Here is a 26,109-nt window from a genome sequence, read left to right as displayed (position 1 = left end):
AATGCCTCCTTTCTACTCCTGTTTCCTTCGTATCATCTCGCGCAGCTGTTTGCGGTCTGTTGTAATCATTTCCGTTTCCAATCCGGATGCTTTAAATTCTACCGTCACTGTATTGTTATTGGTCAGAATCAGACCGTTCCCACGTGCAAAATGCGTGATATTCATAATCTCTGTATCACTTAAATTCAAAATATGCTGTACCCTTTGCGCCTCCTCATCCTCTAAATTCAGCACAATCTTTGTCTTACTGTTATTGATAATGCCTTTTCCGTACTTCCCATCATCCAAAGAAAGGAAGTCATTGATGTCCTGTGTGGCACAGATTGCAGCACCGCCATAGCCTCGGATAATTTTGAAAATCTCCAGAACAAACTCCGCAGCCAAGCGGTTGCTGGATGCTCCAATCAACTGCCAGACCTCATCAATAAAAATTGCTTTCTCCTGTGTTCTGTCTTCCTTCGCCTTATCCCAGACATAGTCCAGAGCAAGAAACATCCCAACCGTCAATAAATCTCCGGTTAGCTCTGAGATATCGAGAACGATATATTTATTATCTAACCGTACATTGGTCTGCTGATTAAATGTACTTGCAGAACCATGCACCAGTCGATTCAGGATATTCGCCATGCGTCTGGTCTCTGTGTTTTTCTTCAGAAAGTCATATAAATCACCTAAAACAGGCATTGCTTTATAGCTTCCCGTTTCGTCATACAGCGATTCATTCTGATGGGTAATGCCTTTTCCTGCATAGGTCTGGATCAACGCTTCATCCAATAGCTGTCGTTCCTCATGTGTCATATCTGGAATCAGCAGGGAAAAGAAAATATGCAGCCGCTGGATTTTTGCCGATAGCTCGGAACGCTCCGCTCTTTCGCCGTCTATCACATCCTCCGCAGTTTTATCATTCTTTCGGATTTCCATGATATTGATGCAGTTTTTCGATGCCGGAGAAATCTGTATAAACTCTCCACCGATGTTATGGCAGGCTCTGCGAAATTCATGCCCCTTCAATGGTGCCAGAATAAAGGTCTGAATATTCTTTTCTCGAAGTCTCAGTGCCATCAGCTGCATGGTGAAGGTTTTACCTGCACCGGATGTGCCAAGTAGAACCATGTTTGCGTTCTTATATATTCTGGAATTAAAAATATCCACAATAATCAAGGAGTTATTGTACTTATTTACCCCCAGCAAAATGCCGTTATCGTCACTCATTTCAAAACTGACATACGGATAACAGCTTGCTGCCCCTGTTGTTAAGGCATTGCGTTTTGATAATTCGTACAGACTCTTATGCAGCTGATTCAATGGCAGTACGGACTGAAATGCCAAATCCTGTCTGAAATAGCATGGTTTCAGAATAAGATCCTGCGACAGCATCAGCTTTTTCATTTCATTGGTACGCCATTCCAGTTCCTCCCGACTATCTGCGGTAATTGTAATCAAAGTATTGATATAGTAGAAATCCTGATTATTTGCCAGACCGTCCTTCAGATAATAGCCTGCTCGTACCGCACTGTCGATGTCATCAAAATCCGTATTGGTATCTGATGTTTCCTTCATTTTTGAACGATTGATACGGATTTGTCTGCCTAATTGAAACTGTATCTTTTCCTTCGGCTCCTTGCTGAGGAAGAGATCTACATCTATCCCTTCCCCTGCATTCACCAACAGCGACAGCCAGCCTGCGGTTACCTGTGTTTTATACCCTGTAGACGGAATCATGAAATAGGAATAGTACAGACCGTCAATCCTGCAATATGCCGCTTTACCGAAATCCATTTGCTCCGGCAAAAGAAAAGCAGAAATTGGAATGGCGTTGGCATCCCCTTCTGCGATATACTTTTCGACCTCCGCCGCAGCGCGCGCAGAGAATGGTGTTTCTGTACTTGTTTTGCGATTCAGCAGCATATATAAAACCTCCGCCATAAAGCTGTCCGCATTTTCATGCTCCACTACGTTATTGCCACACTGCATAAGATAGGTTCTTGCAGTGCGCTCCGCAATCTCCAGCTGATTCACAGCATCCTTTTCCTCATTCTTCTTACTGCTGCCGGGAATCGGTTCATACGTAAAGACAATAAAAAAACGCCGTGTCACGGCTTCTTTCAGCCCGATCCGACGAATCAGGTTATAATAATCCATCAATAACACCTTACACCGCTCATCCTGTTCCCACCGGATTGCCTCCTGTATCTTATCCAGATGATTTGATATATCAGCCTTCTTGGAAACAACCTTAATCTGCATCCGTACAGGACTGATTTTTAAATAGGACATGTAAGAATAGATGATATTACGCTGTTCTCTCGCAGAACGTAGCAGGAAGTTGATGGGTTCTACCTCTATAATTTTGATATAACGCTTATCTCTGAGATAGCAGATACCGTTTTCTATCTTTTCTACAGGAAACGGCTCATTCGCTTTTCCTTTTGCTGTTTTTCTGCTTTTCTTCAGCTTTTCCTCCTCTCCGTATTCCTCCGGCCATTCTCCCTCGGATTGCCAGAGAGACCACCTACTTTTCTCCTGCTCCGGCATGGCATCCAAACGATACTGCATTTTCCTGTTCCGCAGGAAACGGAAGAAGTTCATAAGAAAAGCTGTCAGGCTTTCCCCACCAACGCCGATTAACGCAAAAATGCAGATCGGTAGCGCTGTCAGACACAGAAGTATCGTTTTTGTGGTAAAAGAAAAGACTGTTATTTTCAGTATCGGGATTGTAATCCCGGCTACCAAAATAACAGCCTCTAATGTATTTCTTAGCTTTAGCATCCCACCAAACAACGAGCCTTCATTAAGGAAGTTTGGCGGGATTAGGAAAATGTCTCGCTCCTCTTTATTTTTGGCTATGATTCTCACTCTCCTTATCAAAAATATTTCTTCATCTGCAACAGCACAACATCTAAAATCCGCTCTTTCAGGAATGGTCTGAACATCGGCTGATACCAGTCCAGATATTTCTCTGCAATCTCCGAAACCTCTGCCGCACTGCATACAATTTTAAGCTGTGCGCCATATAAATCTCTTGCTGCGGAAAGAATTGTGCCAAACCTGCACTGAAACGGTTTCGCCCGTAAATGCTTCATCAATCCCCTTGTTTCTACATCAAATGGGTATTTTACATTGTCCAGCATCAGCCCTTCCCCGTTATCAAATAACGGACAATAGTGATATTTACCGTTTTCCTCAAGAATTGCAATATTGTTTAAATGCCTGTCCTCATTTGCAATCAGTGCATCTACCTCAAACAGCAAGGTCAGGTATGCCCCAAAATGCTCCAAACCACTGATGTCCTCTATTGTATCAACGATTTTTTTCAATCTGCCCGGAATCGTTTTTTCTGCCGCGAGGATTTTCTGATAGTCAGAGCCAAGGGCACGCTTTAAAATATGATACGCTGTCTGGATGCTCTGTCCTTCCCTCAAAAAGTTAAAGCTGACGCTTGCCCTTCTGGTATTTCTGTGAACCTCTACAGAGTCAATGCGATACGCTACAATTCTATATCCCAATTCTGTTTCAATATTGCTGTATCTCTGCAAAAGCCCACTTGTGACTGTCTCTGCTAATGCCTCGAAGCCAGTGCGATCCAGCTTATACCAGCAGTCTGTCGCCGCATCATACCATTTTTCCTGATTGCCCTTCGAGGAAGTGGCAGCAACAACATCTCCTGTATAAAGTTTTATAGCCTTGTTATTTTCAGCCATTGTGCATCCTCCGCCATTCTTCCCTGTGTTTTCTCTACAATCTGGATCGGGTCATATTCCGTCAAGCCCATTTCTTTCAGAAGAATATTGATATTTTCCCTGCTTTTCGGAACGCATCTTTCCTCCAGAAATTCAATGAAATCATCCCATGTTGGTCGTTCCTGTCGCCCGAAAGCAGTTTTTAAAATCTGATCCGTATGATTTTTTACCCGCAGTATTTTCTCCGTAAAATCACAGAGAATGGTACTGCAAAGGTTTTTTTGATCAAAATATTCATAGCGCACAACCTCATGTCCCGCTTTGAGTGCCTGCGATTGAAATAAAAGAATATCCTCTGCCGCCTTTGGACGAATGATAATGCTTGTACCGTCGAACACAACCTCTGCCTTCGCATCCGCATGATCTAAATCCAATTTTTTCACCCAGCTGGACGGTAATGTTATTCGGTATGTTTTTGCTCCTGCCGCCGCAGTACCGCCAGATGCATTCGCACTGATTTTTAGTTCTCTTGTTTCCATAAGAATCACCTCATATAAATTATAGCATATTCGTCACGAATATGCTATAATTTATATGTTTATTGCATTTAGCAGAGATTGACATTTTTGTTTGCTTTTTATACAGACTGACTCCCCAGATATCTTTTTAAGAGGAATACACAAAAATATGGAAATGTATAAACATCATCGCTATACCCGATATTTCCGCTTATAAACTTAATGCCACAATGAATATCAGGATACTTTTCACTACGAATCAGTGTTCTCAGCGACTTTGCAGTACCGTTTTTTGCTTTTACCTCAATCGGAATTAAGCTATCCGCAGTTCTCACAAAGAAATCCTGTTCCAAAGTGGAATCCTCTCTTCTGTAGTAATATAACCGATATCCTGCTTTAACAAGCGCTTCACCAACAACATTTTCATAAAGAGCGCCTTTATATACACCCAGATTTTTATTTGCCCTTAAATCCTCCTGTGCTTCTTCGTCAAGCATCGCAACCAATAAACCGCTGTCGGCAAAATATATCTTATACTTTGTTTCGTCATAATTTCCTTTCAATGGTAATTCCGGGAAATTCAGGCAATAACAGACATTAACCATTCCGGCATCATCCAGCCATTCTATACAACCACGATAATCGCGGAAACGTGCGCCTGATGCAACCTTGGAGATCTGGAATTTTTTATTATCCTTCGCCAATTGAACCGGAATATGATTATATACATTTAATATTCTGGTCTGATCCATACCCTCCGCATATTTTCGGATATCTTCTTTATAGTCTGCAAGCAACTGCTGCTGCACTTCAATAGAACCTTCAAAATTTCCTTTTTCGATATATTCTCGCACAACAGCCGGCATTCCTCCGAGAATACAATAATCAAGAAACATTTCCATGCAAACAGTCATTTCCAATTCACTGAAGGGGGTAAGCGTTTTCATATGCTCCAACATATCCTCAACAAAGGAATTATCATATCCCTTTGCCCATAAAAATTCTTCAAAATCCATGGAAAACATTTCGTAGTCAGTCTTATAGCCAACACTGTTGCTCTCAATCTTTCTATAATTGATTCCCAACATGGAGCCACTGCAAATAACATCGAATCTACCGTCTATCTTAAAAAACTTCAATGCTGTGGCAATCTCCGGAAATTCCTGTAATTCATCAAAAAATATCAGAGTTTCTCCTTCTATAAATTTCTTAGACGGATCTATTCTGGATATATTCTTAATAATATCAGCTGCTTTATAGCTATCCCCTGTAATCATCTTATACTTAGGCTCTTCTACAAAGTTAATATAAATCACACTGGAATAAGATTGATTCCCAAATCGATTTATCGATTCTGTTTTTCCGACCTGACGGGGGCCTTTTACAATCAGAGGTTTTCTATCCGGATTTTCTTTCCATGACACTAAAAAATCATCAATTTTTCTTTTTAGATAAATCATATCAGTATCCTCCTTTGATATTATTATATACCGAAAAAAAACTTTCATCAATCTTTTCCACAAAATAATATCGACTTTTTCTTTTGTTTTCACATTTTCTTAGCGAGTTTATTTGATATTTGCACAAAATAAGATAGTTTTTCTGATGTTCGCATATGATTTACTCTGTTATCCTCCGATATACTCCCTCGGGTTCACCTCTTTTCCATTTACCAGCACCCCCAGGTGCAGGTGTGCTCCTGTCACACGCCCCGTTGCACCGACCTCAGCAATGGGCTGTCCTGTTGAAATGCTTTGTCCTTTCGTTACAAGGATTTTGCTGCAATGCGCATACAGCACCGTAACCCCGTTCCCGCAGTCCACTCTCACATGATGACCATACCCCGTTTTAGAATAGACTACCGAAGTAACCACACCACCGGATACCGCATGGATTTTGGTTCCTGTGGGATATGCAATATCCAGTCCTTCATGGAAGGCTTTCTTTCCGTTCAATGGATCTGTTCTCCAGCCAAAATCAGAGGAAACTCTACTATTCCAATCCTTTCCTACAAATGGAGAGCCCCATTTCCCGTTACTCGAAAAGACAAGATATCTATATACCGCACTGACATATTTCGGGTTGCCATATCTGCTCCAGCCCAGCTTCCTTTGCATGATTTTGGAGAACTCCTGTGCATTGGCTTCTGTATATCCGCCATATTTCTGTATTGCCCATGAAATATAGCCGTTGCCATAATTATATCCCTGTAGGGCCAGACTCAGTTTCTCCGTCTGATTGGGTGCAGTACAGCCTGCCCCCTTCAGGCAGTCTGCCAGATAATGCACCCCCACCTCTATGGAATACTCTGTATTTTTGATACCATTCGGTTTTTTCGGGTATTTCTGATTATAGGGACATTCGCTTGCCTGCATTACATCAGTGCCGCGTCCGCCGCTTTCTGCCATCATTACTGCATTGATTACATCAGTAAAATTTGAAATACCATATTTTTCAGCACACTTTTTTACGAGAGTTCCGTATTTTAAAACATCCTCACTGACCTGTGCCGATACGCTGCCAAACTGGCTGCCATATAAAAACAATTCTAAATTAGCGGCATATAGCTCCGCTAATTTTTTCTGTTGCTCTGTCAGTTTAAAAACGTAGTCTGCGAAATAAGCATCCCCGATATAATAAATACGATATGTATGACCGGAGGTTTTTTGATAAGAAAACAGAGCATCCCTATGAGCTTTTATCAATCCTCTGATTTCCTTTGTATTGATTTTATCTGTCCCTTTTGCCGCAGAATACTGGCATAAAATCAAGGTTGCATTGACAGAACTGTAATGAAATTCATCAATAATTGTGATTTCCTCATCATCTTCTGCTATGCTTTCTATTTCCCGCAGCAAAGCATCGTGAGCTTCATCTATCGCAGACCACACAGCTGTCTGATATCGCTGTATATTCTGTAAGAGAACAGCGTTATCGTTCCATACATCTGTCATCTGAAAACCGCCGAATACAAAAGACGGCAGCAAACATAAAAACAGCACCGGAAGTAAAAATAAAAAGCCGAGACTTAGACCGATTTTCGCAATGCTATGCCTTTGCTGCCACGCCATATCCATAGCAGCAATCGGGCCTGACATACCATAGCGGAGTATTGCCGCTGCTTTTATCGCCCTTTGCATATCATTGTTCATTTTAGATTCTATCCTTTCTCTTCGGCGCATCCGGAAGCTTATTTTCTATATGCTCTTTATACTGAATTTCGCCGTTTTCTTTCATAAACGGCTCCTTTACGACTGTCGGCTGTGCATACTGATGATACCATTTGGAACCATCTACTGCTGTGACCGTTTTATAATCCCCTTGTGTCGGCGGCATATATTTATCTGTGGAATACATAGCAAATTTGAGACTACCGCCCAACTCTTTCGATGTTTCTGTTCCCATAATACGACCACCGCCAATCTCTATATGTGAATACTGTGCAGAGGAATCCACCGATGGCGTAAAACACTCCGCCTGTTCCACTCCTCTGTTTGCTAAAGGGATTGTCTGATGATCCGACAAAAAGGGGGAATGCGAATCATCAGACAGTTTTGTTCCTACAGAAAGGGGCTCCATACCAATGTTCTGCTGATACTCAGCCAATACCTGTTCCATGGATGTCTGCATCCCTTCGTAAGAACTATCGGAATATGTATTCTGATTTTCAAAAATATGTTCCATTGCAGGCGAAGGGGCTTCTTCCATGCCCGCTGTCGCACTTTCCTTTCGGCTATTTATCTGATCAATACCCATGTATGACTGAAATGCCCTTACAGCATCATCTCCTTTTATGGAGCCGATTCGGGATATATCGCCGTTTGCCACTTGGCTAATCACATTGGCAGAAAAACCGCCGCCATTTCGGATGGAGGAGTTATATACCGAACGGGCAATATTCGAGGCTATACTATCACTTTTGCCTGTAATATTACGGATAGCATTTTGATTAAACTGCCTGCCGACTGCACCTGCCAAACCGCCTTGCAAAATAGTTTCACTGCCGGAAGCCATATAACTCCCACTATCTGCTGCTCCGCTGCCACCGCCGCTGATTGTTTTCCCGGCTGCACTGATACCCTTCATAGCAATCACAGCCTCACCCAGCATCGCACTGCCTGTCCTGCCGACATTGATGCCCAGCATCTGCATGAAGTTATCAATCTTTTGCGAGATTTTCAAGAAACCGACGGCGCATAAAAACCAAATCAAAAAATTCCCATTCTCCAACTGCAACGGATTAGCGATGAAATTCGCAAACATTGAGGTAAAAATTCGCAGACACCAAACATTCATCAGTATCATAAAAATCTGCCCGCCCAACATCCTGCACCAGCTACGGAAAATATTGATGGTGTTCATAGAACCGCCCATGGAAAACGCCATCGGTGCTGTATAAACCAGAACACCCAACAGTACATATCGTTCCGCTGCTTCAAATAACAGCTTTAAATAATTCCATGCCAGCATCACAAGCAATATCAGCGCAATCAGAGCAATCGAACCATTCAGAGATACTCCCAGAATGGTCAGCAATACAGAGTTGAAGTCTGCAAAATTGATCGGCGGAAGCTCCTCTGTCATTAACCAACCAAAAGGTGTTCCGCCTATCTGTAAAATAATATCCAATATATCCTTTGCAAAAAGAGCCAAAAACAGAAACAGCATGGTTCTTGCTGTTAGCCGAACAGGGCTTTCTGCCTCTCCGCTTTGCATGATACCAAAGTTACGGAATAACTGAAAAATCAGGTTCAACAACAAAAGGCCCACCGCCAGTGCTACGATAATACTGTAAAAGGTCTTCGCCGCCGGAAAGTATCTGAGGAAGGTTTCCATGTCACAGCCCAATGCCCCCAGAACAGAGGTATTGATCATATCCAGAATGTTCATGACTTGCTCTGCAATCCATTCCACAATGCCGTCAAGTATGCCCAAGTTATCCCTCCTTTTTTTGCAAAGAAAAATCCCCCTCCGTATTTTTTACGAAAGGAGATTGCTCATTTCTATTTTTTCTTTTATTTCTGCCAGCTCATCGTATATGCTACTTCCGCTGTGTTTTCATCAATGGCCTCATCCGTTATCGAAAAGCCTTCTCTATAGTAGAACTGAACCGCTCGCATATTTTTCTGATATACCTCCAAGGTCAGCTTTTCCTTCTGACTCTTCGCATATGTAATCAGCTGCCTTCCGATTCCCTTTGCCTGCATCGGCTCTTTAACAAATAGCCCTGCGATATAATTCTCCATTAAGCCAATGAATCCATATATCTCTTTCGTAGCATCATCCTCGTAGACAAATACCTCTGCTTTCGGTAAACCGGATTTTACCATTTCATAATTGCTTAGCCAGTATTCCTCCGGGATAAAAGAATGTGCTTTTGTATTTGTTTCAAGCCATATCTGCATAATGGCAGTTAAATCTTTTTCTGTTTGTTTTCTTATCATTGCATTACCTCTATAAACCGGAATTTTTGTATACGTTATTCTTCTAATATTTTTGTAGGGTTCGCATCCGTTACAAATATCATACTATCATAAAGCTCCGCAGGAGGTTGAAACATTCGATAACTTGGAGGAAGAAGTCGCATAATGATTGAGTAGCTTTCTCCAAGTGTTCCCATATAGGTGTATTCAGAAGCCTGCCTACCCAGTTCAGAATTTTCCGGGACTTTAGTAAAATCCAACCAACAAATATCAAATCCCGCCAGTTTTGCCGCCTTTGCTAAAGGGTCATGGGAATAAAACACCTGAATTGTACGCTTTTCAGGCGAACGGGTCGGCATATTGCAATGGGTTTTATAAAAATCGGTACCAATGACATAGTAACCGTTTGCTGCGTCCTTGGAAAGAAGTTTACCCATCGAGTCAAAACTGCCCCATTTTGCGACATGGCTGTTGTGACCTGTCACAAAGATTTTTTCATGCCCATTTCGCTGCTCCTGCTGTAAAATCCACTGTACATTTTCTGCCATAAATTGATCTCTTAATGTAGCACCATCATCATTTGTCAGAGTTTGAAGCTCGGAATGCTGCATTAAAATATCTACAAAGTGAATTGCATTTTCCGAACCGTTCTTGCTTTCCAATTCTTTCTTCACTTGTGTAAGGGTTTCAATTCGAGTAAATAAATCGCATTCACTGCTCCAGTTTTCGCCTTCCACAAGTTTCTGCAAGTTTGTTGTGTCCACTTCCAGTTCTTTGCAGGATTCTTTCAAAAACCTCATGCTGTAAGAAATCCTCTGCATATCAAAACCGTAAAAGCGAAGGTCTTCGCCTTCCAATGCACTTTCATTGTACTGACGCATATAAGAGATGATTTCTGCCATCTCTTCCGTTCTATAAATGGAAAATCCAATCGCTGCGGCTGCTTCCTGTGCTGTCCCCTCACCGCCGTGTATATATCGGTTTACCTGCTCGCATCCGCCGTAGTCACCTTCAAGAGCAAACGCCCTAACACCATTCTTTTTTACCAGCTGCTTGAACACTTCCAGCTTCAACTGCTGAAATTCTGCATTTCCGTGAGTAGCTTCTCCCAATGCAATTATTTTTGCACTTTCAGGCACGGTTATATTTTCCACGGGTTCAGCATAAGCTAAAAACTCTTCTGGATTCACATTTTCTCCTGTGCCAAAACCTCCAAAACGCATAAATACAAGTGCCGCTAAAGCCATAACACCTAATAATCCAAAAACGATATATCTTATCTTAAATCTTCTTGTCTTTTTATTCTTCATATCTGATAGCCCTTTATAATGAATCAGTTGTCTTACATCCGTTTTCCACGCTTATTGTACTTCACGTAATAGTTCTTCTGCCGTAGTGTTGAACAATTTTGCAAGTGTAAGCAGATTGGAAGTACTTGGGTCAGATGCTCCGGTCTCCCATTTAGAGACAGCCTGCCTGCTTACGCCGATAGATTCTGCAACAAACTCCTGCGTCATCTTACACTCTTCACGATGCTGTTTCAAAACCTCACCGAGAGATTTCTTGATGCTGGACTTTTCTTTTCTGACATTGCCTGATTTGATATATCTACTCAATGCTCTTATGAGGAAAATTCCAACAGTGATAAATGCCGCTATCACCGCCACCCCGATTAGCAGTACAATACCAAAAACAACAACTCCTAAAAAATCGTATTTCACTTATAATCACCTCTTTTCGTGACTTAATGATAGCGAAATTTCATGGTTGCTACCACCAACTATCACGATATTTCTTTGGTTGCGAACGGTTGCGGAACTAAAATAACACTTTTTTATGTAAAAGGCATATATGTAAATTAATAAAACGACAAATTCCGATTTGTTATACTCTTTCTTTCTCCCATCTTCTTGCCCTTCGGACAAGAAGCATCCCCCTGTCATGAAATCCGATATAATTGATGACAGCAAACTTATAATAGGATACCGCCTGCTCATAAGTCCGCAACAAACCATCGGCAGATGTCATATTCTTTTCATGGCTTATCTCCCTCAAAAAACTATTTTTTCTTACTGATAGTTTAACAAAATATCAGCTACTTTTCAATGACAGCCTCTTTCTTCTCCATCAGGGTGTCCACTGCCCACCGGAGAAAAACGGTGTAATATAGGACATAATAAAGCCCAAACCATTGATAATCGCCCATGTAATCGCAATCCTTTTCAGCCATGCTCTCGATTCGTCAACCGTTCTGCCGCTCCGAGAAAAATTCATTAAAAGAAGTGCTATTGCCGCCGTCACAATCGCTGCTATCGTAGAAATCCCTATAATTTGCTTATAGACATCCTTCATAATCTCAGACGCTTTTTCCCAAACCGTAACGGCATAAACCGGTCGAATCCAATATGCCTGCATCGTAACCACACAGAAAAATAAATATCCAAGCTGTTGAATACTGATATGATTTTTCTTTTTCCCATTCTTTTTCATAAGCTGCCTCCTTATTTCAGGTACAAAAAAACACCTGAATCATAAAAATTCAGGTGTTCTTTGCTGTCTGTATATTTTTCGATACTATCATTATATAATAGAAGAATTTCATTGTAAATTCCAGAGATGTTCCAATTTCGTTCCAATCATATGCCAAAAATGTCTCTGCAGAACGAAAATCCGCTCCACACATTTGCAATGGTTCGCAAAACTTAAAATATTTCGTATTTGCGCCTTTCCTCACAATTTTCGGAACGGCGCAAATAGTCCTTAATACACATTCAGCAGTTCTGTCACAACATCAGAATGATTCTTCTTCAAATCAGACAGTTTCCATTCCGGATAATTCTGATAAATGCGTATGGAATTCGGGAACATTTCGATATTCTTCTCGAAATATTTTTCCTTTTTCTCTACATAATCTCTGTTGCCCTGAGAGGTATTCTTTCTTCTCGATATTAAGACAAGGTTCCCCAGCTTATTTGTCCATTCTTCTCGTTCTGCCGCAGAAAAATCTTTTACCCATTGACTATCTGCGGAAGGATTGCGAGGAAGAATATGTTCTATGCTTGCGATTGCCTGCGGAATCATAGGTGTAGAAGAACCTCTGTAAATGAGGTCTAATTTTAGAAGCAGATACTTTGCAAATGATCTTCCGTAAATATCTCCATTGATGACTCTTTCAAAATCGCTTTTGTTTATGGTAAAAGTCTTTGATTGGAGCAATACTGCGGAATCCTGACTTGCTTCAATCTCACGCAGAATGGCGTTTACATTTTCCATTCTCACAGTTGGAGTGGCAGCAGTAATCCAATCCGCCGATAACTTGCGGTCCAGTGCTTTCAGAAATGCAACAAAGCCCCATCTGCGGTATTTCCGATAATAATCTAAAACGGGTGCGATCCAGTAATCCGCACCAAATCCTGTTTCCATCAGCTTCAGATAGTTTGTAATTTCGTAATCACCGGTTACCACAGAATGATCCGTATCAAATACCTCCTGATATGTATGATAATAAGAATAAAGCAGCTCGAAGGTATCTCTCCCACGGCGCAGGATTGGAGTTCTGGGGACATATTTTTTCTGTGTACGGTCATATTCCTGATTAGAATAAACAAACTCATCAAATTCCTTTAATAATGTCGTTGTCTGCTTTTTCTTAACAAGGATTGTTCTGATATGCGAAAGAAATTTATCGAAGTCCTCGCCAAAGTACGTCTCCATTTCTTCCCATCTTGTTGCCCAGGATGTTCTGTCTGCAGCAGAGAGTTCTTTCAGATTTTCTGCCTTCAGAATATCACTGCTCGAAAGCTTAACCCCTCTGTTATTTAACACCGTAAACAGCTGAAAGGCATCCTGCAGTTCTTCTGTCGCAACATAAATCATCAGAACCTTATTTAAAAAATAGGACAGGTATCCAATAATTTCACTCTTGTTTTCTTCAAGAAATTCATGGGCAACCAGCATGGCGTTCGCCATATTTCTAATAGATATATTGACATCCTTCGCCTGCATCTTATCTTTCAGAAGCGCACTGTCACATGTACCATGCAACGGCTTTATATGCTCGTTCACAAAATCTCTGACATCCGAACGGATATTAAATATAATCCGCATCCGTTCCGGCTGCTGTAAAATGGCATCCTCCGCCTGATAAACAAAACCGGCTAACGAATTCTGATATTGCGGATAATCTGTAAGCATATCTCTCATGCACGCTAAAATCAGAAAAACCGTTGTGATTCTTTGCTGACCATCCAGCAATTCATATTCGGTGTAAGAAACATTGTTCTCAGATTTCTCATTTATTTTCAATACCATGGAGCCGAGAAAATACTGTGCCTCCTTATTTTCTCGATAAGCAGATATTGTATCATCCAGAAGGTCTCTTACCTGGTCTGTATCCCAAACATACGCCCTCTGGTAATCCGGAATACAGTACCACATATTGAATATCTCTCGAATCACCTTTTTCTCACATTTAATTTCAGTTGCCATATTCGCCTTCTCCTTCCGGTAAATCAGCTATGCTCGTAATTTTCTTATTCTATTTATTCAAAAAGCTCTGGCTCGTTCTCTTTCTCAAAAGATAATACCTTGAAATTATCCCATTCTTCAGATAATTCATAAATATTAACTATTGCAACCTTTCCCGTCTCATGCCCTTTCGAACTGTCCATTTCTTTGCCTGGTTCTCAAAAGTTGTGATGTAAAGACCTCGACCAAAATCCAAATATTTTTTCGAATGTATTACATCCGAATTTTTTATAATTTCTGTTGATCCATGATATACAATCATACATTAACTCCTTTTTCTCTCACATAATCAGTAATATCTTCTACCAGATATTCCTTTCCCTGTGTATGAAGAACATCGTAACATTTAATAATATAATTATCTAAAATTCCTGTTGTGTTTAATATTTTATACACTTCGGCTGGAGACATCTTCCATTTTTCCGCAAGACTATATAACATGAATATCGAAAAACTCAATTCTTTTTTCTCACACATAATTACTACCATCCTTTCTCTCATATTTATACTTAGATTATAACAAGTATTTTAAGTTATCGTTCAAGTTATTATCATAAAATAACAGATATCTATAAGAATCCGCCCACTATTCACCTTACCATTGGTTGCGATAATTATCATTATCTGAGCGTTCTGATTTTTCATAGCCAAGGTGTTCATCCATTTCAGCTTCCATTATTTCCTTGATGATGCCGCCCAAAAAAATCCTTGAGTGCATCCCGAATGTCTTCTACAAACGGGATATCGTACTCTTCAAGGAACTGATGGATGATGTTTCGTTTTCCTTCTGTCATTTGTACGCGATGTACAGGTTTCTTTTGCCTCGCCATAATAAAAGGTTCTCCTAATGATATTTATTGTATCATAGAAGAACCTTCTAAACACTATTTTATAGAAAAAAGCTCACATGCCCAAAACTGCCACAAAAAAATTGTGCTTAGCAACCAATTAGCTATTGCTCCTTAAAAGCCCTTTCGGTTGCTTGAATTGTTTTACTTAAAATATTCGTCTAACCTTTTGGGGTCAGTTCAAAACACTCCACAGTGAGCTTTTCTTTTTTTGCAATAAATACTTTTTATTAAGTTTTTCAGATTTGCAACGTATTTCGCACTCTCAAATACCCTACTCGCAGCCTCTATCTTAGGGAATGAATATTTTTATTCATATATTCCTTTGTTGCAATTCTTCAAACATTGCATGCGCCAATGCCCCCATAATAGCACGGTATTTTCCGGCGTCTTCAAATAGCTTCGTGTAGGTTTCTATACTTTCAGAATACGCTTCCTGCGCTGCATCATCAAACAACTGAGGAAAAATATTCTTCTCAAAAATCTGGCGACCATCTGTCTGAGCAGATTTCACCAGCTTTTTATTATTCTTTAGTTTCTGATGCAATGTGGTTATTACAACCTTATCTCCTTCGGTAAAGTTCCCCATGTATTGTTCATTAATTTTTTCAATTACCTGTTCTAATGGACTAAGGGTTTCTTCCATTTTTACAGGCTTTTTCAGTCTGGTCGATTCATAAATACCTTTTTCTTCTTTTACAAGGTCAATAGAACCTTCAAATGTTTTCTCAAGATTATAATACTCAAGTTTCACTCGGTCACCTAAAGCAAACGGAACGCTCGGGTCAGCAGGAATTACTTTCGCCAAGTAGGAGCAGAAGATGTATTCATTATGCATCTGCTTATCAAACATACGCGCAATCTGCGTAATATATCCATACCATTTTACAAATGTTCTGCAAAGTTTACGGAACTGGTATCTCTGTTCCTGATTCAATGCGTTATACTTCTGCTGAATCGGTAACAATGCATTTGTTATTGCTGCCTGAATCTTATTCGCCTTGCGTTTATCTCCATCGAAATAGATTTTATTTATTTTTTCGATGTCAGCATCATCATAAATTTTAAAAGCACGCAACATCCTTTGTGTCTTGTAAATCAAATCAGTATTGATTTCCTGAGCCAATGATGTTTCCTGATAGAACGGCTGAAACGCTTTCAAAATATCTTCTTTTGTATTCACAAAATCAATGATGAACGTATCCTGTTTATCCGGATGTGTACGGTTCAATCTGCTCAGTGTCTGAACAGCTTTTACACCTCGTAATTTCTTATCAACAATCATTGTATGAAGCAATGGTTCATCAAATCCGGTCTGATATTTCTCAGCTACAATCAGAATATTTCCTTCATCATGGAATACCTGTTTTGTCTGTGATTCATTCACGCCATTCAGCTTACTTTCTGTCCACTCTGTTTCTGTCACATCATCCGGGTCCTTGATAGAACCGGAGAACGCAGCCAGGATTTCCACATCATGATAACCATTTGATTCCAAATAATTCTTAATCTCATGATAGTAACGAACAGCAGCAAGTCTCGATGATGTTACAACCATCATCTTTCCTTTTCCCTTGATTTTCTGCTTCGTTACATTACGGAATGTTTCAACGATAATCGCTGATTTCTGCTGAATGTTATAAGGATGCAGCTCTTCGTATTTCTTGATTGTCTTGAGCGCCTTTGACTGCGGAACATCAGGATTATCCTTTGTGTTCTTCACAATCTGATAGCAGGTTCTATACGTTGTATAGTTCTGAAGAACATCCAGAATGAATCCCTCTTCGATTGCCTGACGCATCGAATATACATGGAATGGATGATAGGAACCATCATTCCATTCTGTACCGAACATCTCCAATGTTGCACCCTTTGGTGTTGCTGTAAACGCAAAGAATGAAAGATTCTTATGTTTTCCATGCGAAATCATTTCATGCACCAGACGGTCATTGTCATCCAGCAATTCATCTTCGGCTTTTCCTTCCAGTTCCGCATACTCTTTCAGAGCATCCGATACATCCGCAAGTGCAGCCTTTAATTTCATTGCAGAGGAACCGGTCTGCGAAGAATGTGCTTCATCTACGATAATCGCAAATCGCTTATCTGTTGTATCATCCACTTCTTCATAAATGACTGGGAATTTCTGTAATGTTGTTACAATGATTCTCTTTCCTGCGTTCAATGCATCCTTTAAATCCTTAGAGGATTTCTTTTCATCAATCGCACATACACTGCCGATTGTATGGTCAAATCCTGTGATTGTTTCCTGTAACTGTGCATCCAGATTACGTCTGTCAGTTACGATAACAACCGATGTAAATACAGGTTCATTGTCATCATTATGCAAAGATGTCAGACGATACGCCGTCCATGCAATAGAGTTTGACTTGCCTGAACCAGCTGAGTGCTGAATCAGATAATTGTTTCCTGAACCATTCTCACGCACATCAGCAATCAGCTTACGTACTACATCCAGCTGATGAAATCTAGGGAAAATCAGACGCTTCTTTGTAACATTCTTTCCATCTTTCTTTTCGGTCTTCACCTCAAAGCTGATGAACTTCTGAATAATATCCAGCAAGCTGTCCTTCTGTAATACATTTTCCCAGATATAAGATGTTACATAATTATCATCTTCTGCCTGCGGATTCCCTGCACCACCGTCATTTCCGGCACCGTTGGAACCCTGATTGAATGGCAGAAAATATGTATCTGCACCTTTCAACTCAGTAGCCATCCATGCTTCGTAAAGGTCTACTGCAAAATATGCCAGGATACGGTGATTCAGCCAAAATGCAGGTTCCCTCTGGTCACGGTCATACTGCCACTGCAATTTTGCATTGTCCACTGTCTGACCTGTCAGCTGGTTCTTTAATTCAATCGCAACCACCGGAATACCATTGATTGCAAGCATCATATCAACTGAATTGTTGTTCTGCTCTGAATAGTGCCATTGTCTGATACACTGACACACATTCTGCTTATATCTTTTTACAGCAACATCATTCAGAGTGGATTCCGGTTTGAAATAGCAAACCTTAAAATCCATTCCACGATGTTTAAATCCATGTCGCATGACAGACAGCAAGCCATCCATCTGCACGGCATCTTCAAAACATTTATAAAACTTCTCATATGGGTCAGAATTGCACTGCTTTTCAAAACGCTGCCACTGGGTAGGCTGGGTTGCTTTCACAAACCCAACCAATGTATGAATATCCAACGCAATACCGGAAGATGAGGCATATCCGGCATCTGTTGCCTTTTCATATCCACCATCAGGTGAGATAAGAAAGGCTTCGATATTGGATTCAAACTGTTTTTCATTTTCAGCCATAGCTTATACCACCCTTCTTTTTCCTGTTACCACTTCATAAATCAATGATTTCTTGTATGCTTCAAGGTCATTGATAAGAGATTCTTTAATGCAAATTAATGTTTCATATTCTGGAAGTTTATTATCTAAATACTCTACAATCTCATCCTCTTCATCTCTAGTTGAAGGTATTAATACTTTCATTTGTTTTATTTCACTAATAGATAATTCTGGTCTTGTTGCCTTCATACATGCAATATCCCAAAATTGTTTATAACCAATAAACGAGCTCAATAAATAAAATATGTATTTTGAATTATGTTCTTTTGATACGGTTATTTTACCAACATGTGATGTTGTATTTGATATAGGAATATTGTTCGGCACTATCGCAGTTTTACCAATTGTCGCTCCAGTTTTCACAAATAAAACATCACCAGGTTTTAATTGACTTCCTTTAATTCTTTCATTATCCTCTTTAGAAATGTATACTACATTATCCATTAATAAAGGTGTTCCCCATCCAATATTTTGAACTCTTATGTATGGTATACCTTCTGATTTATATGAATCTGTTTTGATTAAACCATGGTCCCCATCCCCAATAGGATAACTATCATTATCATCTAAAATATGTGTGATTTTCATAAGTGACCAATCTTCAGGAACTTTACCCAACCATTCGTAATCACATGTCTTATACTTCCTATCAGACTGAATTCCCCGCGTCATTGTCTCAAATAATATAGATTGTTTCAGTTCTTTATATTCTTCAATACTTGCCTTTGCTTCTGCAATGATTGCAACGGTGTACAAAGGGAACATAATAAAAAACTTAATAATGGACTGCCAATCTTACACAAAGTACCGCCCAAACGAGACTACGGGCGGTATTTTTGTATCATGGCGGAGAAAGGAGGAACTTCCCACGGGGGCTTGACTGAAAAGTTGAGCCTCTTTTTTCATGCCAAAAAACAGGAGGTAAATGCTTATGGCAGATGATAAAACCACAAAAACGCCGGAACAGCCGGTAACGGATAGCGGGCCGGGCAAGGAAACGCCTCCCGCTCCCCAAAAAGAGCCGGAGAAGGTTTCCGTTTCCCCGGAGCCGGGAAAAAAGACGGAACCAGAGGTAAAGACCCCACAGGTTTCTGTCTATAACTTCGCTGAAATTATGAAGGAAAAGAAGGTCGAGGAACGGGCGGCAGCTCCCAGCGGGGAAAAGCCTGCCCCGGCAAAAACGGAAAAACCGGAAAAGCAGCCGGGGGCTCCGAAGAAAGCGGAGGAAAAACCCAAAGAGCCGGAACAGCCGAAGCGCCGGGGCCGTCCCCCGAAAGCAGATAAGGACAAGGCCGCAACCCCGAAGCCCGAAGCTCCCGCACAGAAACCGGAAAATGCGGTCAAAAAGGAACCGGAGAAAAAAACGGCGCCAACGGTACAGGCCGCTCCCGCTCCGAAGGAACCCGAAAAACCGAAGGATGCACCACGCCGGGGCAAGGAACAGATCGTCTATATCAAGCTGAACGAGCTTCACGCCTTCAAGAACCATCCCTTTGAGGTTCGGGATGATGAAGAAATGCGGGCTATGGTGTCCAGCGTCAAGGACAAGGGCGTGACCCAGCCCGCTATCGTCCGTCCCCGTGAGGATGGCGGCTATGAGATCGTGTCCGGCCACCGCCGCCAGAAGGCCAGCGAGCTTGCCGGGTATGCGGATATGCCCTGTATCGTCCGAAACCTGACAGATGATGAAGCCATCACACAGATGGTCGAGGACAATCTCAACCAGCGTGAAGAAATCCTCCCCAGTGAGCGGGCCAAAGCCTTGAAAATGCAGCTTGAAGCCATCAAGCACCAGGGCTCCCGCACTTCGGGCCAGATTGACCCGAAGGACGCAGGCAAACGCTCCAACGAGATTGTGGCCGAGCGCAATAAGATGGCGGTCAAGCAGGTGCAGCGGTATATCCGTCTCAATGAGCTGGTTCCCGACCTGATGAAGCTGATGGATGAAAAAAAGCTGGGTTTTACTACGGCGGTGGAGCTTTCCTATATCGGCAAGAAGAACCAGAACTATATCGCCGTCGCCATTGACAGCCAGCAGTCCTCGCCTTCACAGGCTCAGGCAAAGCGTATGCGTGAGCTGGACGAAAAGAAGCTGCTCAACGGGGATGTGATCGACGGCATTATGATGGAGGACAAAAAGGAGGTAGACAAAGTGATTTTGACAGGTGCGGAACTGAGCAAGTATTTCGGCAAGGAAACTACGCCGAGGGAAATGAAGGACCAGATCATCAAGCTGCTGGACGACTGGAAGGGTCAGCAGAAGGAACACAAAAAGCCGGAGAAGAAAACCGAACAGGAAAAGTAAGCCCAAACTTCGGGTCAGCATGGCCCGAGGATTGCGGGGCTCTGCCCCGCGCCCCGAAGCTCTGGAGATATAAATGATTCCCCGTCGCCAGTTATTCCGTAGCATAGCCGGGAAAATCAGTCAAGGGCAGCGCCGCCGCAGGCGGTGCCGGAGGCACCCTTGACGGATTTCTCCCGGTTATGCTTTTTCCCGGTCAAGCGACGGGGATATAAATTCTCCAGAGCCGTTCCCCTTCCCGGGGGAAGGGGCGGAGGGGTTGGGCGATACCTTGCTTTTCCCTAAACCAAAACAGAAATGGAGGCTCAACCAATGAAACGACCTTTAGCATACCTGACCGCCGCATGGAGCGGTGAGCCGGATGTTGATATGGAGCTGGCGACCCACTACTGCCGCCTTGCTTATGAGGCGGGCTTTTCCCCGATCTGCCCGCTCTTGTATCTGCCGCTGTTTTTGAATGACAGCGTTCCCGAGGAACATAAGGCCGGGATCGATATGCGCCGGGATATGCTGCGGCGCTCCCACACCCTGATCGTCTGCGGCAGCGCTGTGGACGAGGATGTGAAAAACGATATTGCGGTTGCCGGACGGCTGGGCATTGCGGCGACAACGCTGGAAGGGGTGCTTGCCGTGAAGGGACACGGCACCCCGGGCCATGCCGGACATTAAGCTGGGGAGCCTTTTCGACGGGATTGGCGTGTTCCCTCTGGCTGCTTCCCGGTGCGGTATCCGTCCGGTCTGGGCCAGCGAGATTGAAAAAGCGCCCATCTCCATAACCAAAAGGCACTTTCCCGACATGGTGCATTTGGGGGATATTACGAAGGTGGACGGCGGGAAAATCCCGCCTGTCCATGTGATAACCTTCGGCTCTCCCTGTCAGAACCTTTCTCTGATCGGCAACCGCTCCGGCCTTGCCGGGGCAAAATCAAGCCTGTTCTATCAGGCGTTTCGTATCATACAGGAAATGAGGGATGCTACTGATAACCTATATCCAGCTATCGCTGTTTGGGAAAACGTCATGGGAGCGTTTTCTACAAATGACCGGATGGACTTTAGAGCCGTCCTATCCGCCTTCTCGGACACCGAAGTTCCAATGCCTCCTTCGGGAAAATGGGGAAACGCCGGAATGGTGCGAGGGGGAACGCCTGATGTGTGCTGGCGGCTCATGGACGCCCAGTATTGGGCAGGCTCCCGAAGGCTGGCACGAAGGCAGCGGATTTTCGTCGTGGCGGATTTTGGAGGCAGATGTGCCGCAGACATACTATTTAAGCCCCGTCCAATGCTCCCACTTCCTCCGCCTTGCGGAGAGGGCGGGCGGGCCGCCGCCGAAGGAGATCGAACAGCTTCTTTTGAAACAGGGCGGCAGATACCAGTCATCCACCCCTTTCAGTGCTTCCGTATGCGGGGAGCGGCAAAAAGGCAGGAAGAAACGGCCTTCCGAAACAGCTTCGGATTACCAACTGACCCTTTTCCCACTCTTTTAGCCAGTGACGTGACGCCCTTCGCCTTCTGGTATGAGGGCGACCCGGAGGGCGGCTGTATCCGTTTTCTGACGGAAACAGAGAGTGAACGGCTGATGGGGCTGCCAGAGGGCTGGACAAAGTACGGGGCGGACGGCGTGGAGATTCGGCCTCTGCAACGCTACAAGGCGCTGGGAAACGCGATTGCCCTCCCTTGTGCCGATTACATTATGGCCGGGATCTATGAGGTGCTGGCTGACCGGGCCGGAAAGGAGGAATAAGCCCATGTTTGAAGCCTATATAACCAATACAGCCCTGTACCCCTTAATGGGGATCGAGGTAGGGACAACGGTACATTTCCCCACGACGACACAGGAGTTGCAGGCCGCCCTTGCCAAAATCGGGATAGATGGGAAACGGTACAGCGAAGTGTTCTTTACCAGCTTTGACAGCGATGTGCTGGGGCTCTATGATCATCTCTACGAATGTGAGAACATCGACGAGCTGAACGAACTGGGCCACGCCCTGCTGGAAGTACGGGATAAGGGCGGACTGGAAACCTTTGAAGCCGCTCTTGTCTTGGGAAACCACACAAGGAGCGTGAAAGATTTGATAAACCTGACGCAGAACCTTGACCTGTACCGCTTTTACCCGGATATTTCCGATGATGAAGGGCTGGGCCGTCTTTACGCCGACGAGCTGGGGACCATCGAGATACCGGAGCACATTCAGAACTACTTCGATTATGAAGCATACGGGCGGGATGTGCGTATCAACGAGGGCGGCGTATTCGCTCCCGGTGGGTATGTGTCGGCAGTCCCGGAGGGCTTCAAGGAGTATTACCACGGGTCGCAGGACATTCCGCCGGAACACCGGATATTTACCTATCCTGAAAAGGCCGAGCCTGTCCACTCCATTCTCGCTGCACTCAAACGGTTTCAAGAAGCCCCGCCCGCTCCGAAAAAGGACAAGGCGGGGCCTTCCCATGAAGAACGGTAAGACTTCGGGCCAACATGGCCCGAAGCATGAAGGAGGTGCATACCATCAACTATTACCCTATCAATGAAGGAGCCGCCCGCCGGGCAAAAGAAATGAACAGCTTTTCCGACTACAAGGAAGGGAGCGCAACGGCGGAATACCGGGCAATGGTGGACAAGGCCGCCGCCATAGCGGAAAAGCAGAAATCCCGGGTGGACCCCATGTACCATGAGAAGATCGACCATCTGTTAGACACCTACGCCCGCAAGCTGGCCGAAAACATGAACCAGGGCTTTGCCATTGACGCAAGGGTTCCCTCTGTGATGATCGCCGGACCTGCCAATTTCCCGGTGGGAAAAAAGGAAAAGCAAAACCGGGCTCGGGACAGCAACATGGAGGAATGGCGGTATATTCAAGGGCTTCTGGATAAGATACGCAGTACCGGCATGGGCGGGATCAGCGCCGATGACCCGGCGGTCATCGAAAAGCTCCAGAAGAAGCTGGACGGGCTGGAACGCTCCCAGCTCATTATGAAGGAGGTCAACGCCTATTACCGCAAGCATGGCAAGCTGGATGGCTGTGCGCTACTGTCGCCAGACCAGATTGAAAAGCTGAAAGCAAGCATGGCGTCAAGCTGGCGGAGCGACCCGAGGCCCTTTGAAAGCTACCAGCTTACTAACAACAATGCGGAGATCCGCCGGGTAAAGGCCCGTATCGAACAGCTTTCCAAACAGGCACAGCAGGAATTTTCCGGTTGGGAGTTCGATGGGGGCCGTGTGGAAATGAACCGGGAGGACAACCGCTTGCAGGTGTTCTTTGACGGAAAGCCTGACGCGGACACCCGGGCCGAGCTGAAAAGCAACGGTTTCCGCTGGGCTCCCAGCGTGGGTGCATGGCAGAGGCAGCTCACGGACAACGCCATCCGGGCGGCTGACCGTTTGGAATGTATCAAGCCGCTGTCTGGCGAAAAGCCCTCCCAGCTTCAAAAGAAGCCCTCTATCTTGCAGACCATGCGGGAACAGGGCGAAAAAGTCCAGACGGAGCCGGAAAAGAAAGCTCCGTCCGGCAGGGATGCCGAGCGGTAAGCCTCGGGCCACATTGGCCCGAGGTTTTCTGTTCCCCGAGATTGTACGGGGGCCTCCCGGATAGCGGGAACCCCGACGGAAAGGAGGTTTTATGCAGGAAGAAGTAAACCAAAAAACGGTTGCCCTTTCGATCAGGACAACGAAGCTCACGGGAAAAGTGCTGGCTGCCGCTCTTGGAAAGGTGGCGCGGGCGGTGCAAAAGCACCACCGGAAGGCGCTGACCCCGCAGGGACGCCAGAGCGTAAAAAAGCTGATGAACCACTATGGCGGCAAAAGCGCTATGCCCTATGTGGGAGCCCCAAAGGATTTTGACCGGATTGCGAAGGAGTTCCATGTGGACTACGCTTTCCATAAAGTGAGCCCCGGTCATTACCTGCTGTTTTTCAAAGCCAATCAGGCGGACGTTATCACAGCGGCCTTCCAGAAGTACAGCGCAAAGGTGCTGAACAAAGAGCAGGACAAGGCTTCCATCCTCGGCCAGCTTCGGAAATTCACGGAGCAGATCAGGACACAGGCAAAGGAAAAGCAGCGAACCAGAGAGGCGGTGAAGGACGGACGTTGAGTGACAAGATCAGAAAATATGTGCTCCCAAACCTGCCGTACCTCTTTGTGTTCTGGTTCTTCTCCAAAATCGGGACGGCCTACCGGATCGCCCCCGGCACAGACTTCGGGACAAAGCTCGTGGGGATGCTTGATACCTTCCCCAAAGCCTTTGAAACCTACTGGCCGGGGCTGGGCGGTATTGACCTGCTGGTGGGCCTTGCCGGTGCGGCTGGGGTGTATCTGCTGATACAGTCAAAGATCAGGCAGGCGAAAAAATTCCGGCGGGATGCGGAGTACGGCACCGCCCGCTTTGGAACAAAGGAGGATATAAAGCCGTTTGTTGACCCTAAATTTCAGAACAATGTCATTCTGACCGGGACGGAGTTCCTTACCATGAACACCCGCCCGAAGATTCCCGCCAATGCCCGGAACCTAAACGCCTGTGTCATCGGCTCGTCCGGCTCGGGAAAGACAAGGTTCTGGCTGACCCCGCAGCTCCTTCAAGCCCATTCCTCGTATGTGGTGGTAGACCCGAAGGGCGGCACCCTCGACCAGTGCGGGCGGTTTCTGCAACGGGAGAAATACAGGGTGCGGGTGTTCAACAGTATCGACTTTTCAAAATCCATGCACTACAATCCGCTGGCCTATATCAAGACGGAAAGCGATGTTTTGAAATTCGTTACCGCCCTGATCGCCAACACCAAAGGCGACGGCAAGGAGGGCGACGAGTTCTGGACTAAAGCTGAAACCCTCTTGTACTGCGCCCTTGTGGCCTACATCGTCTTTGAGGGGCCGGAGGAAGAACGCAACATGAATACGCTGGTGGAAATGATAAACAGCATGGAAGTCCGGGAGGATGACGAAACCTTCAAAAATGCGGTGGACTATATGTTTGACGGGTTGGAACGTCGCAGCCCCCAGCACTTCGCCGTGAGGCAGTATAAGAAATACAAGCTCGCCAGCGGTGTTGTATGCTCTAAAAGACTTCTTAATCAAGCAGTTGGGAAGTCTCTTAGAACACACAACCCAAAATCGAAGAAAGGAGCGCAAGTTATGAGAAAAAATGAGAAAATCACAGCTCTGTACGAACGACTGAGCCGTGATGACTTTGGCAAAGATGATGACCAACAGCGTGAGAGCAATTCCATTTCCAATCAAAAGGCTATGTTGGAGGAGTTCGCCGCACGGCAGGGCTTTACAAACATTGTCCATTTCACGGACGATGGTATTAGTGGTACTTGCTTTGACCGTCCCGGATTTTTAGCAATGATGAAAGAAGTGGAAGCCGGGAATGTGGAGTACCTGTGTATCAAGGACATGAGCCGCATGGGTCGTGACTATCTGAAAGTCGGTCAGATTATGGAAATCT

Annotated in this window: 22 protein-coding genes and 1 pseudogene; 7 read left to right on the top strand and 16 right to left on the bottom strand. The window is 44.2% G+C overall.

The window, feature by feature from the left end:
* Positions 1-12: 12 nt before the first annotated feature.
* The 16 genes and pseudogenes from GPK49_RS08170 to GPK49_RS08095 all read right to left on the bottom strand — a co-directional run bounded on the left by GPK49_RS08170 (position 13) and on the right by GPK49_RS08095 (position 19,137).
* The gene (locus GPK49_RS08170; protein WP_215677352.1) at positions 13-2,769 is read right to left on the bottom strand and encodes a TraG/VirB4 family ATPase; all 2,757 of its coding nucleotides are present in this window, start codon (positions 2,767-2,769) and stop codon (positions 13-15) included.
* A 95-nt stretch (positions 2,770-2,864) separates the two neighbouring features.
* Entirely contained in the window at positions 2,865-3,701 is an 837-nt protein-coding gene (locus GPK49_RS08165; protein ID WP_215677351.1) for a hypothetical protein, read from the bottom strand.
* Positions 3,677-4,219: a hypothetical protein gene (locus GPK49_RS08160; RefSeq protein ID WP_215677349.1), complete on the bottom strand. Its 543-nt coding sequence runs from the start codon at positions 4,217-4,219 to the stop codon at positions 3,677-3,679. Before GPK49_RS08160 ends, GPK49_RS08165 begins: the two co-directional genes overlap by 25 nt.
* Positions 4,220-4,317: 98 nt before the next feature.
* Positions 4,318-5,658, bottom strand: a complete 1,341-nt coding sequence (locus tag GPK49_RS08155) for an ATP-binding protein (protein WP_318283878.1) — start codon at positions 5,656-5,658, stop codon at positions 4,318-4,320.
* Between the two features lie 168 nt (positions 5,659-5,826).
* The gene (locus tag GPK49_RS08150) at positions 5,827-7,350 is read right to left on the bottom strand and encodes a lysozyme family protein (protein WP_215677347.1); all 1,524 of its coding nucleotides are present in this window, start codon (positions 7,348-7,350) and stop codon (positions 5,827-5,829) included.
* 1 nt (position 7,351) lies between these two features.
* Entirely contained in the window at positions 7,352-9,133 is a 1,782-nt protein-coding gene (locus tag GPK49_RS13175) for a hypothetical protein (RefSeq protein WP_444876949.1), read from the bottom strand.
* Positions 9,134-9,213: 80 nt separating this feature from the next.
* The gene (locus GPK49_RS08140) at positions 9,214-9,642 is read right to left on the bottom strand and encodes an N-acetyltransferase (RefSeq protein ID WP_215677345.1); all 429 of its coding nucleotides are present in this window, start codon (positions 9,640-9,642) and stop codon (positions 9,214-9,216) included.
* 35 nt (positions 9,643-9,677) lie between these two features.
* Positions 9,678-10,931 (bottom strand): erythromycin esterase family protein, encoded by a 1,254-nt coding sequence (locus GPK49_RS08135; RefSeq protein WP_215677343.1) that lies wholly within the window; start codon positions 10,929-10,931, stop codon positions 9,678-9,680.
* Positions 10,932-10,982: 51 nt separating this feature from the next.
* A complete protein-coding gene (locus GPK49_RS08130; RefSeq protein ID WP_215677341.1) occupies positions 10,983-11,342 on the bottom strand; it encodes a helix-turn-helix transcriptional regulator in 360 nt (119 codons plus the stop codon).
* Positions 11,343-11,748: 406 nt separating this feature from the next.
* The gene (locus GPK49_RS08125) at positions 11,749-12,111 is read right to left on the bottom strand and encodes a fimbrial protein (protein ID WP_118578524.1); all 363 of its coding nucleotides are present in this window, start codon (positions 12,109-12,111) and stop codon (positions 11,749-11,751) included.
* Between the two features lie 270 nt (positions 12,112-12,381).
* On the bottom strand, positions 12,382-14,109 hold the full coding sequence (locus GPK49_RS08120; RefSeq protein WP_215677339.1) for a DUF262 domain-containing protein: 1,728 nt from the start codon (positions 14,107-14,109) through the stop codon (positions 12,382-12,384).
* A 139-nt stretch (positions 14,110-14,248) separates the two neighbouring features.
* The gene (locus GPK49_RS08115) at positions 14,249-14,410 is read right to left on the bottom strand and encodes a DUF3990 domain-containing protein (protein ID WP_016408173.1); all 162 of its coding nucleotides are present in this window, start codon (positions 14,408-14,410) and stop codon (positions 14,249-14,251) included.
* Entirely contained in the window at positions 14,407-14,625 is a 219-nt protein-coding gene (locus GPK49_RS08110) for a DUF3791 domain-containing protein (RefSeq protein ID WP_016408172.1), read from the bottom strand. Before GPK49_RS08110 ends, GPK49_RS08115 begins: the two co-directional genes overlap by 4 nt.
* A gap of 127 nt (positions 14,626-14,752) precedes the next feature.
* Positions 14,753-14,978: pseudogene (locus GPK49_RS08105) on the bottom strand (transposase); the annotation flags it as partial.
* A gap of 331 nt (positions 14,979-15,309) precedes the next feature.
* Entirely contained in the window at positions 15,310-18,333 is a 3,024-nt protein-coding gene (locus tag GPK49_RS08100) for a DEAD/DEAH box helicase family protein (RefSeq protein WP_215677337.1), read from the bottom strand.
* Positions 18,334-18,336: 3 nt separating this feature from the next.
* Positions 18,337-19,137, bottom strand: a complete 801-nt coding sequence (locus GPK49_RS08095) for a restriction endonuclease subunit S (protein WP_215677335.1) — start codon at positions 19,135-19,137, stop codon at positions 18,337-18,339.
* 160 nt (positions 19,138-19,297) lie between these two features.
* On the opposite strand from GPK49_RS08095, the gene GPK49_RS08090 reads away from it, so the two are divergent.
* The 7 genes from GPK49_RS08090 to GPK49_RS12975 form a co-directional block, all read left to right on the top strand.
* The gene (locus tag GPK49_RS08090) at positions 19,298-20,677 is read left to right on the top strand and encodes a ParB/RepB/Spo0J family partition protein (RefSeq protein ID WP_215677333.1); all 1,380 of its coding nucleotides are present in this window, start codon (positions 19,298-19,300) and stop codon (positions 20,675-20,677) included.
* Between the two features lie 309 nt (positions 20,678-20,986).
* Positions 20,987-21,343 (top strand): DUF7768 domain-containing protein, encoded by a 357-nt coding sequence (locus GPK49_RS08085; protein WP_173015368.1) that lies wholly within the window; start codon positions 20,987-20,989, stop codon positions 21,341-21,343.
* The gene (locus tag GPK49_RS08080) at positions 21,330-22,415 is read left to right on the top strand and encodes a DNA cytosine methyltransferase (RefSeq protein WP_154251803.1); all 1,086 of its coding nucleotides are present in this window, start codon (positions 21,330-21,332) and stop codon (positions 22,413-22,415) included. The genes GPK49_RS08085 and GPK49_RS08080 overlap by 14 nt, the downstream gene beginning before the upstream one ends.
* A gap of 4 nt (positions 22,416-22,419) precedes the next feature.
* The gene (locus GPK49_RS08075; protein ID WP_215633905.1) at positions 22,420-23,133 is read left to right on the top strand and encodes an antirestriction protein ArdA; all 714 of its coding nucleotides are present in this window, start codon (positions 22,420-22,422) and stop codon (positions 23,131-23,133) included.
* 26 nt (positions 23,134-23,159) lie between these two features.
* Entirely contained in the window at positions 23,160-24,197 is a 1,038-nt protein-coding gene (locus GPK49_RS08070) for a hypothetical protein (RefSeq protein ID WP_252198715.1), read from the top strand.
* 91 nt (positions 24,198-24,288) lie between these two features.
* Complete coding sequence (locus GPK49_RS08065; protein WP_118480871.1) at positions 24,289-24,759, top strand: PcfB family protein; 471 nt, start codon at positions 24,289-24,291, stop codon at positions 24,757-24,759.
* The coding region (locus tag GPK49_RS12975; protein WP_444876948.1) for a type IV secretory system conjugative DNA transfer family protein at positions 24,756-26,109 on the top strand (1,354 nt) is incomplete at its 3' end. The genes GPK49_RS08065 and GPK49_RS12975, both read left to right, overlap by 4 nt.

Origin of the sequence: Clostridium sp. MCC345 (assembly GCF_018785345.1) — a bacterium.
Classification (GTDB): Bacteria; Bacillota; Clostridia; order Lachnospirales; family Anaerotignaceae; genus Anaerotignum_A; species Anaerotignum_A faecicola.
This window is presented reverse-complemented; position numbering and strand designations above follow the sequence as displayed.

Coding starts and splice junctions, on each gene's coding strand:
- GPK49_RS08170 (WP_215677352.1), bottom strand. CDS start 2,769: ATGCTAAAGCTAAGAAATACATTAGAGGCTGTTATTTTGGTAGCCGGG.
- GPK49_RS08095 (WP_215677335.1), bottom strand. CDS start 19,137: ATGTTCCCTTTGTACACCGTTGCAATCATTGCAGAAGCAAAGGCAAGT.
- GPK49_RS08120 (WP_215677339.1), bottom strand. CDS start 14,109: ATGGCAACTGAAATTAAATGTGAGAAAAAGGTGATTCGAGAGATATTC.
- GPK49_RS08155 (WP_318283878.1), bottom strand. CDS start 5,658: ATGATTTATCTAAAAAGAAAAATTGATGATTTTTTAGTGTCATGGAAA.
- GPK49_RS08100 (WP_215677337.1), bottom strand. CDS start 18,333: ATGGCTGAAAATGAAAAACAGTTTGAATCCAATATCGAAGCCTTTCTT.
- GPK49_RS08125 (WP_118578524.1), bottom strand. CDS start 12,111: ATGAAAAAGAATGGGAAAAAGAAAAATCATATCAGTATTCAACAGCTT.
- GPK49_RS08065 (WP_118480871.1), top strand. CDS start 24,289: ATGCAGGAAGAAGTAAACCAAAAAACGGTTGCCCTTTCGATCAGGACA.
- GPK49_RS08085 (WP_173015368.1), top strand. CDS start 20,987: ATGAAACGACCTTTAGCATACCTGACCGCCGCATGGAGCGGTGAGCCG.
- GPK49_RS08090 (WP_215677333.1), top strand. CDS start 19,298: ATGCTTATGGCAGATGATAAAACCACAAAAACGCCGGAACAGCCGGTA.
- GPK49_RS08160 (WP_215677349.1), bottom strand. CDS start 4,219: ATGGAAACAAGAGAACTAAAAATCAGTGCGAATGCATCTGGCGGTACT.
- GPK49_RS08075 (WP_215633905.1), top strand. CDS start 22,420: ATGTTTGAAGCCTATATAACCAATACAGCCCTGTACCCCTTAATGGGG.
- GPK49_RS08140 (WP_215677345.1), bottom strand. CDS start 9,642: ATGATAAGAAAACAAACAGAAAAAGATTTAACTGCCATTATGCAGATA.
- GPK49_RS08135 (WP_215677343.1), bottom strand. CDS start 10,931: ATGAAGAATAAAAAGACAAGAAGATTTAAGATAAGATATATCGTTTTT.
- GPK49_RS08150 (WP_215677347.1), bottom strand. CDS start 7,350: ATGAACAATGATATGCAAAGGGCGATAAAAGCAGCGGCAATACTCCGC.
- GPK49_RS08165 (WP_215677351.1), bottom strand. CDS start 3,701: ATGGCTGAAAATAACAAGGCTATAAAACTTTATACAGGAGATGTTGTT.
- GPK49_RS08080 (WP_154251803.1), top strand. CDS start 21,330: ATGCCGGACATTAAGCTGGGGAGCCTTTTCGACGGGATTGGCGTGTTC.
- GPK49_RS08110 (WP_016408172.1), bottom strand. CDS start 14,625: ATGTGTGAGAAAAAAGAATTGAGTTTTTCGATATTCATGTTATATAGT.
- GPK49_RS08115 (WP_016408173.1), bottom strand. CDS start 14,410: ATGATTGTATATCATGGATCAACAGAAATTATAAAAAATTCGGATGTA.
- GPK49_RS08070 (WP_252198715.1), top strand. CDS start 23,160: ATGAAGGAGGTGCATACCATCAACTATTACCCTATCAATGAAGGAGCC.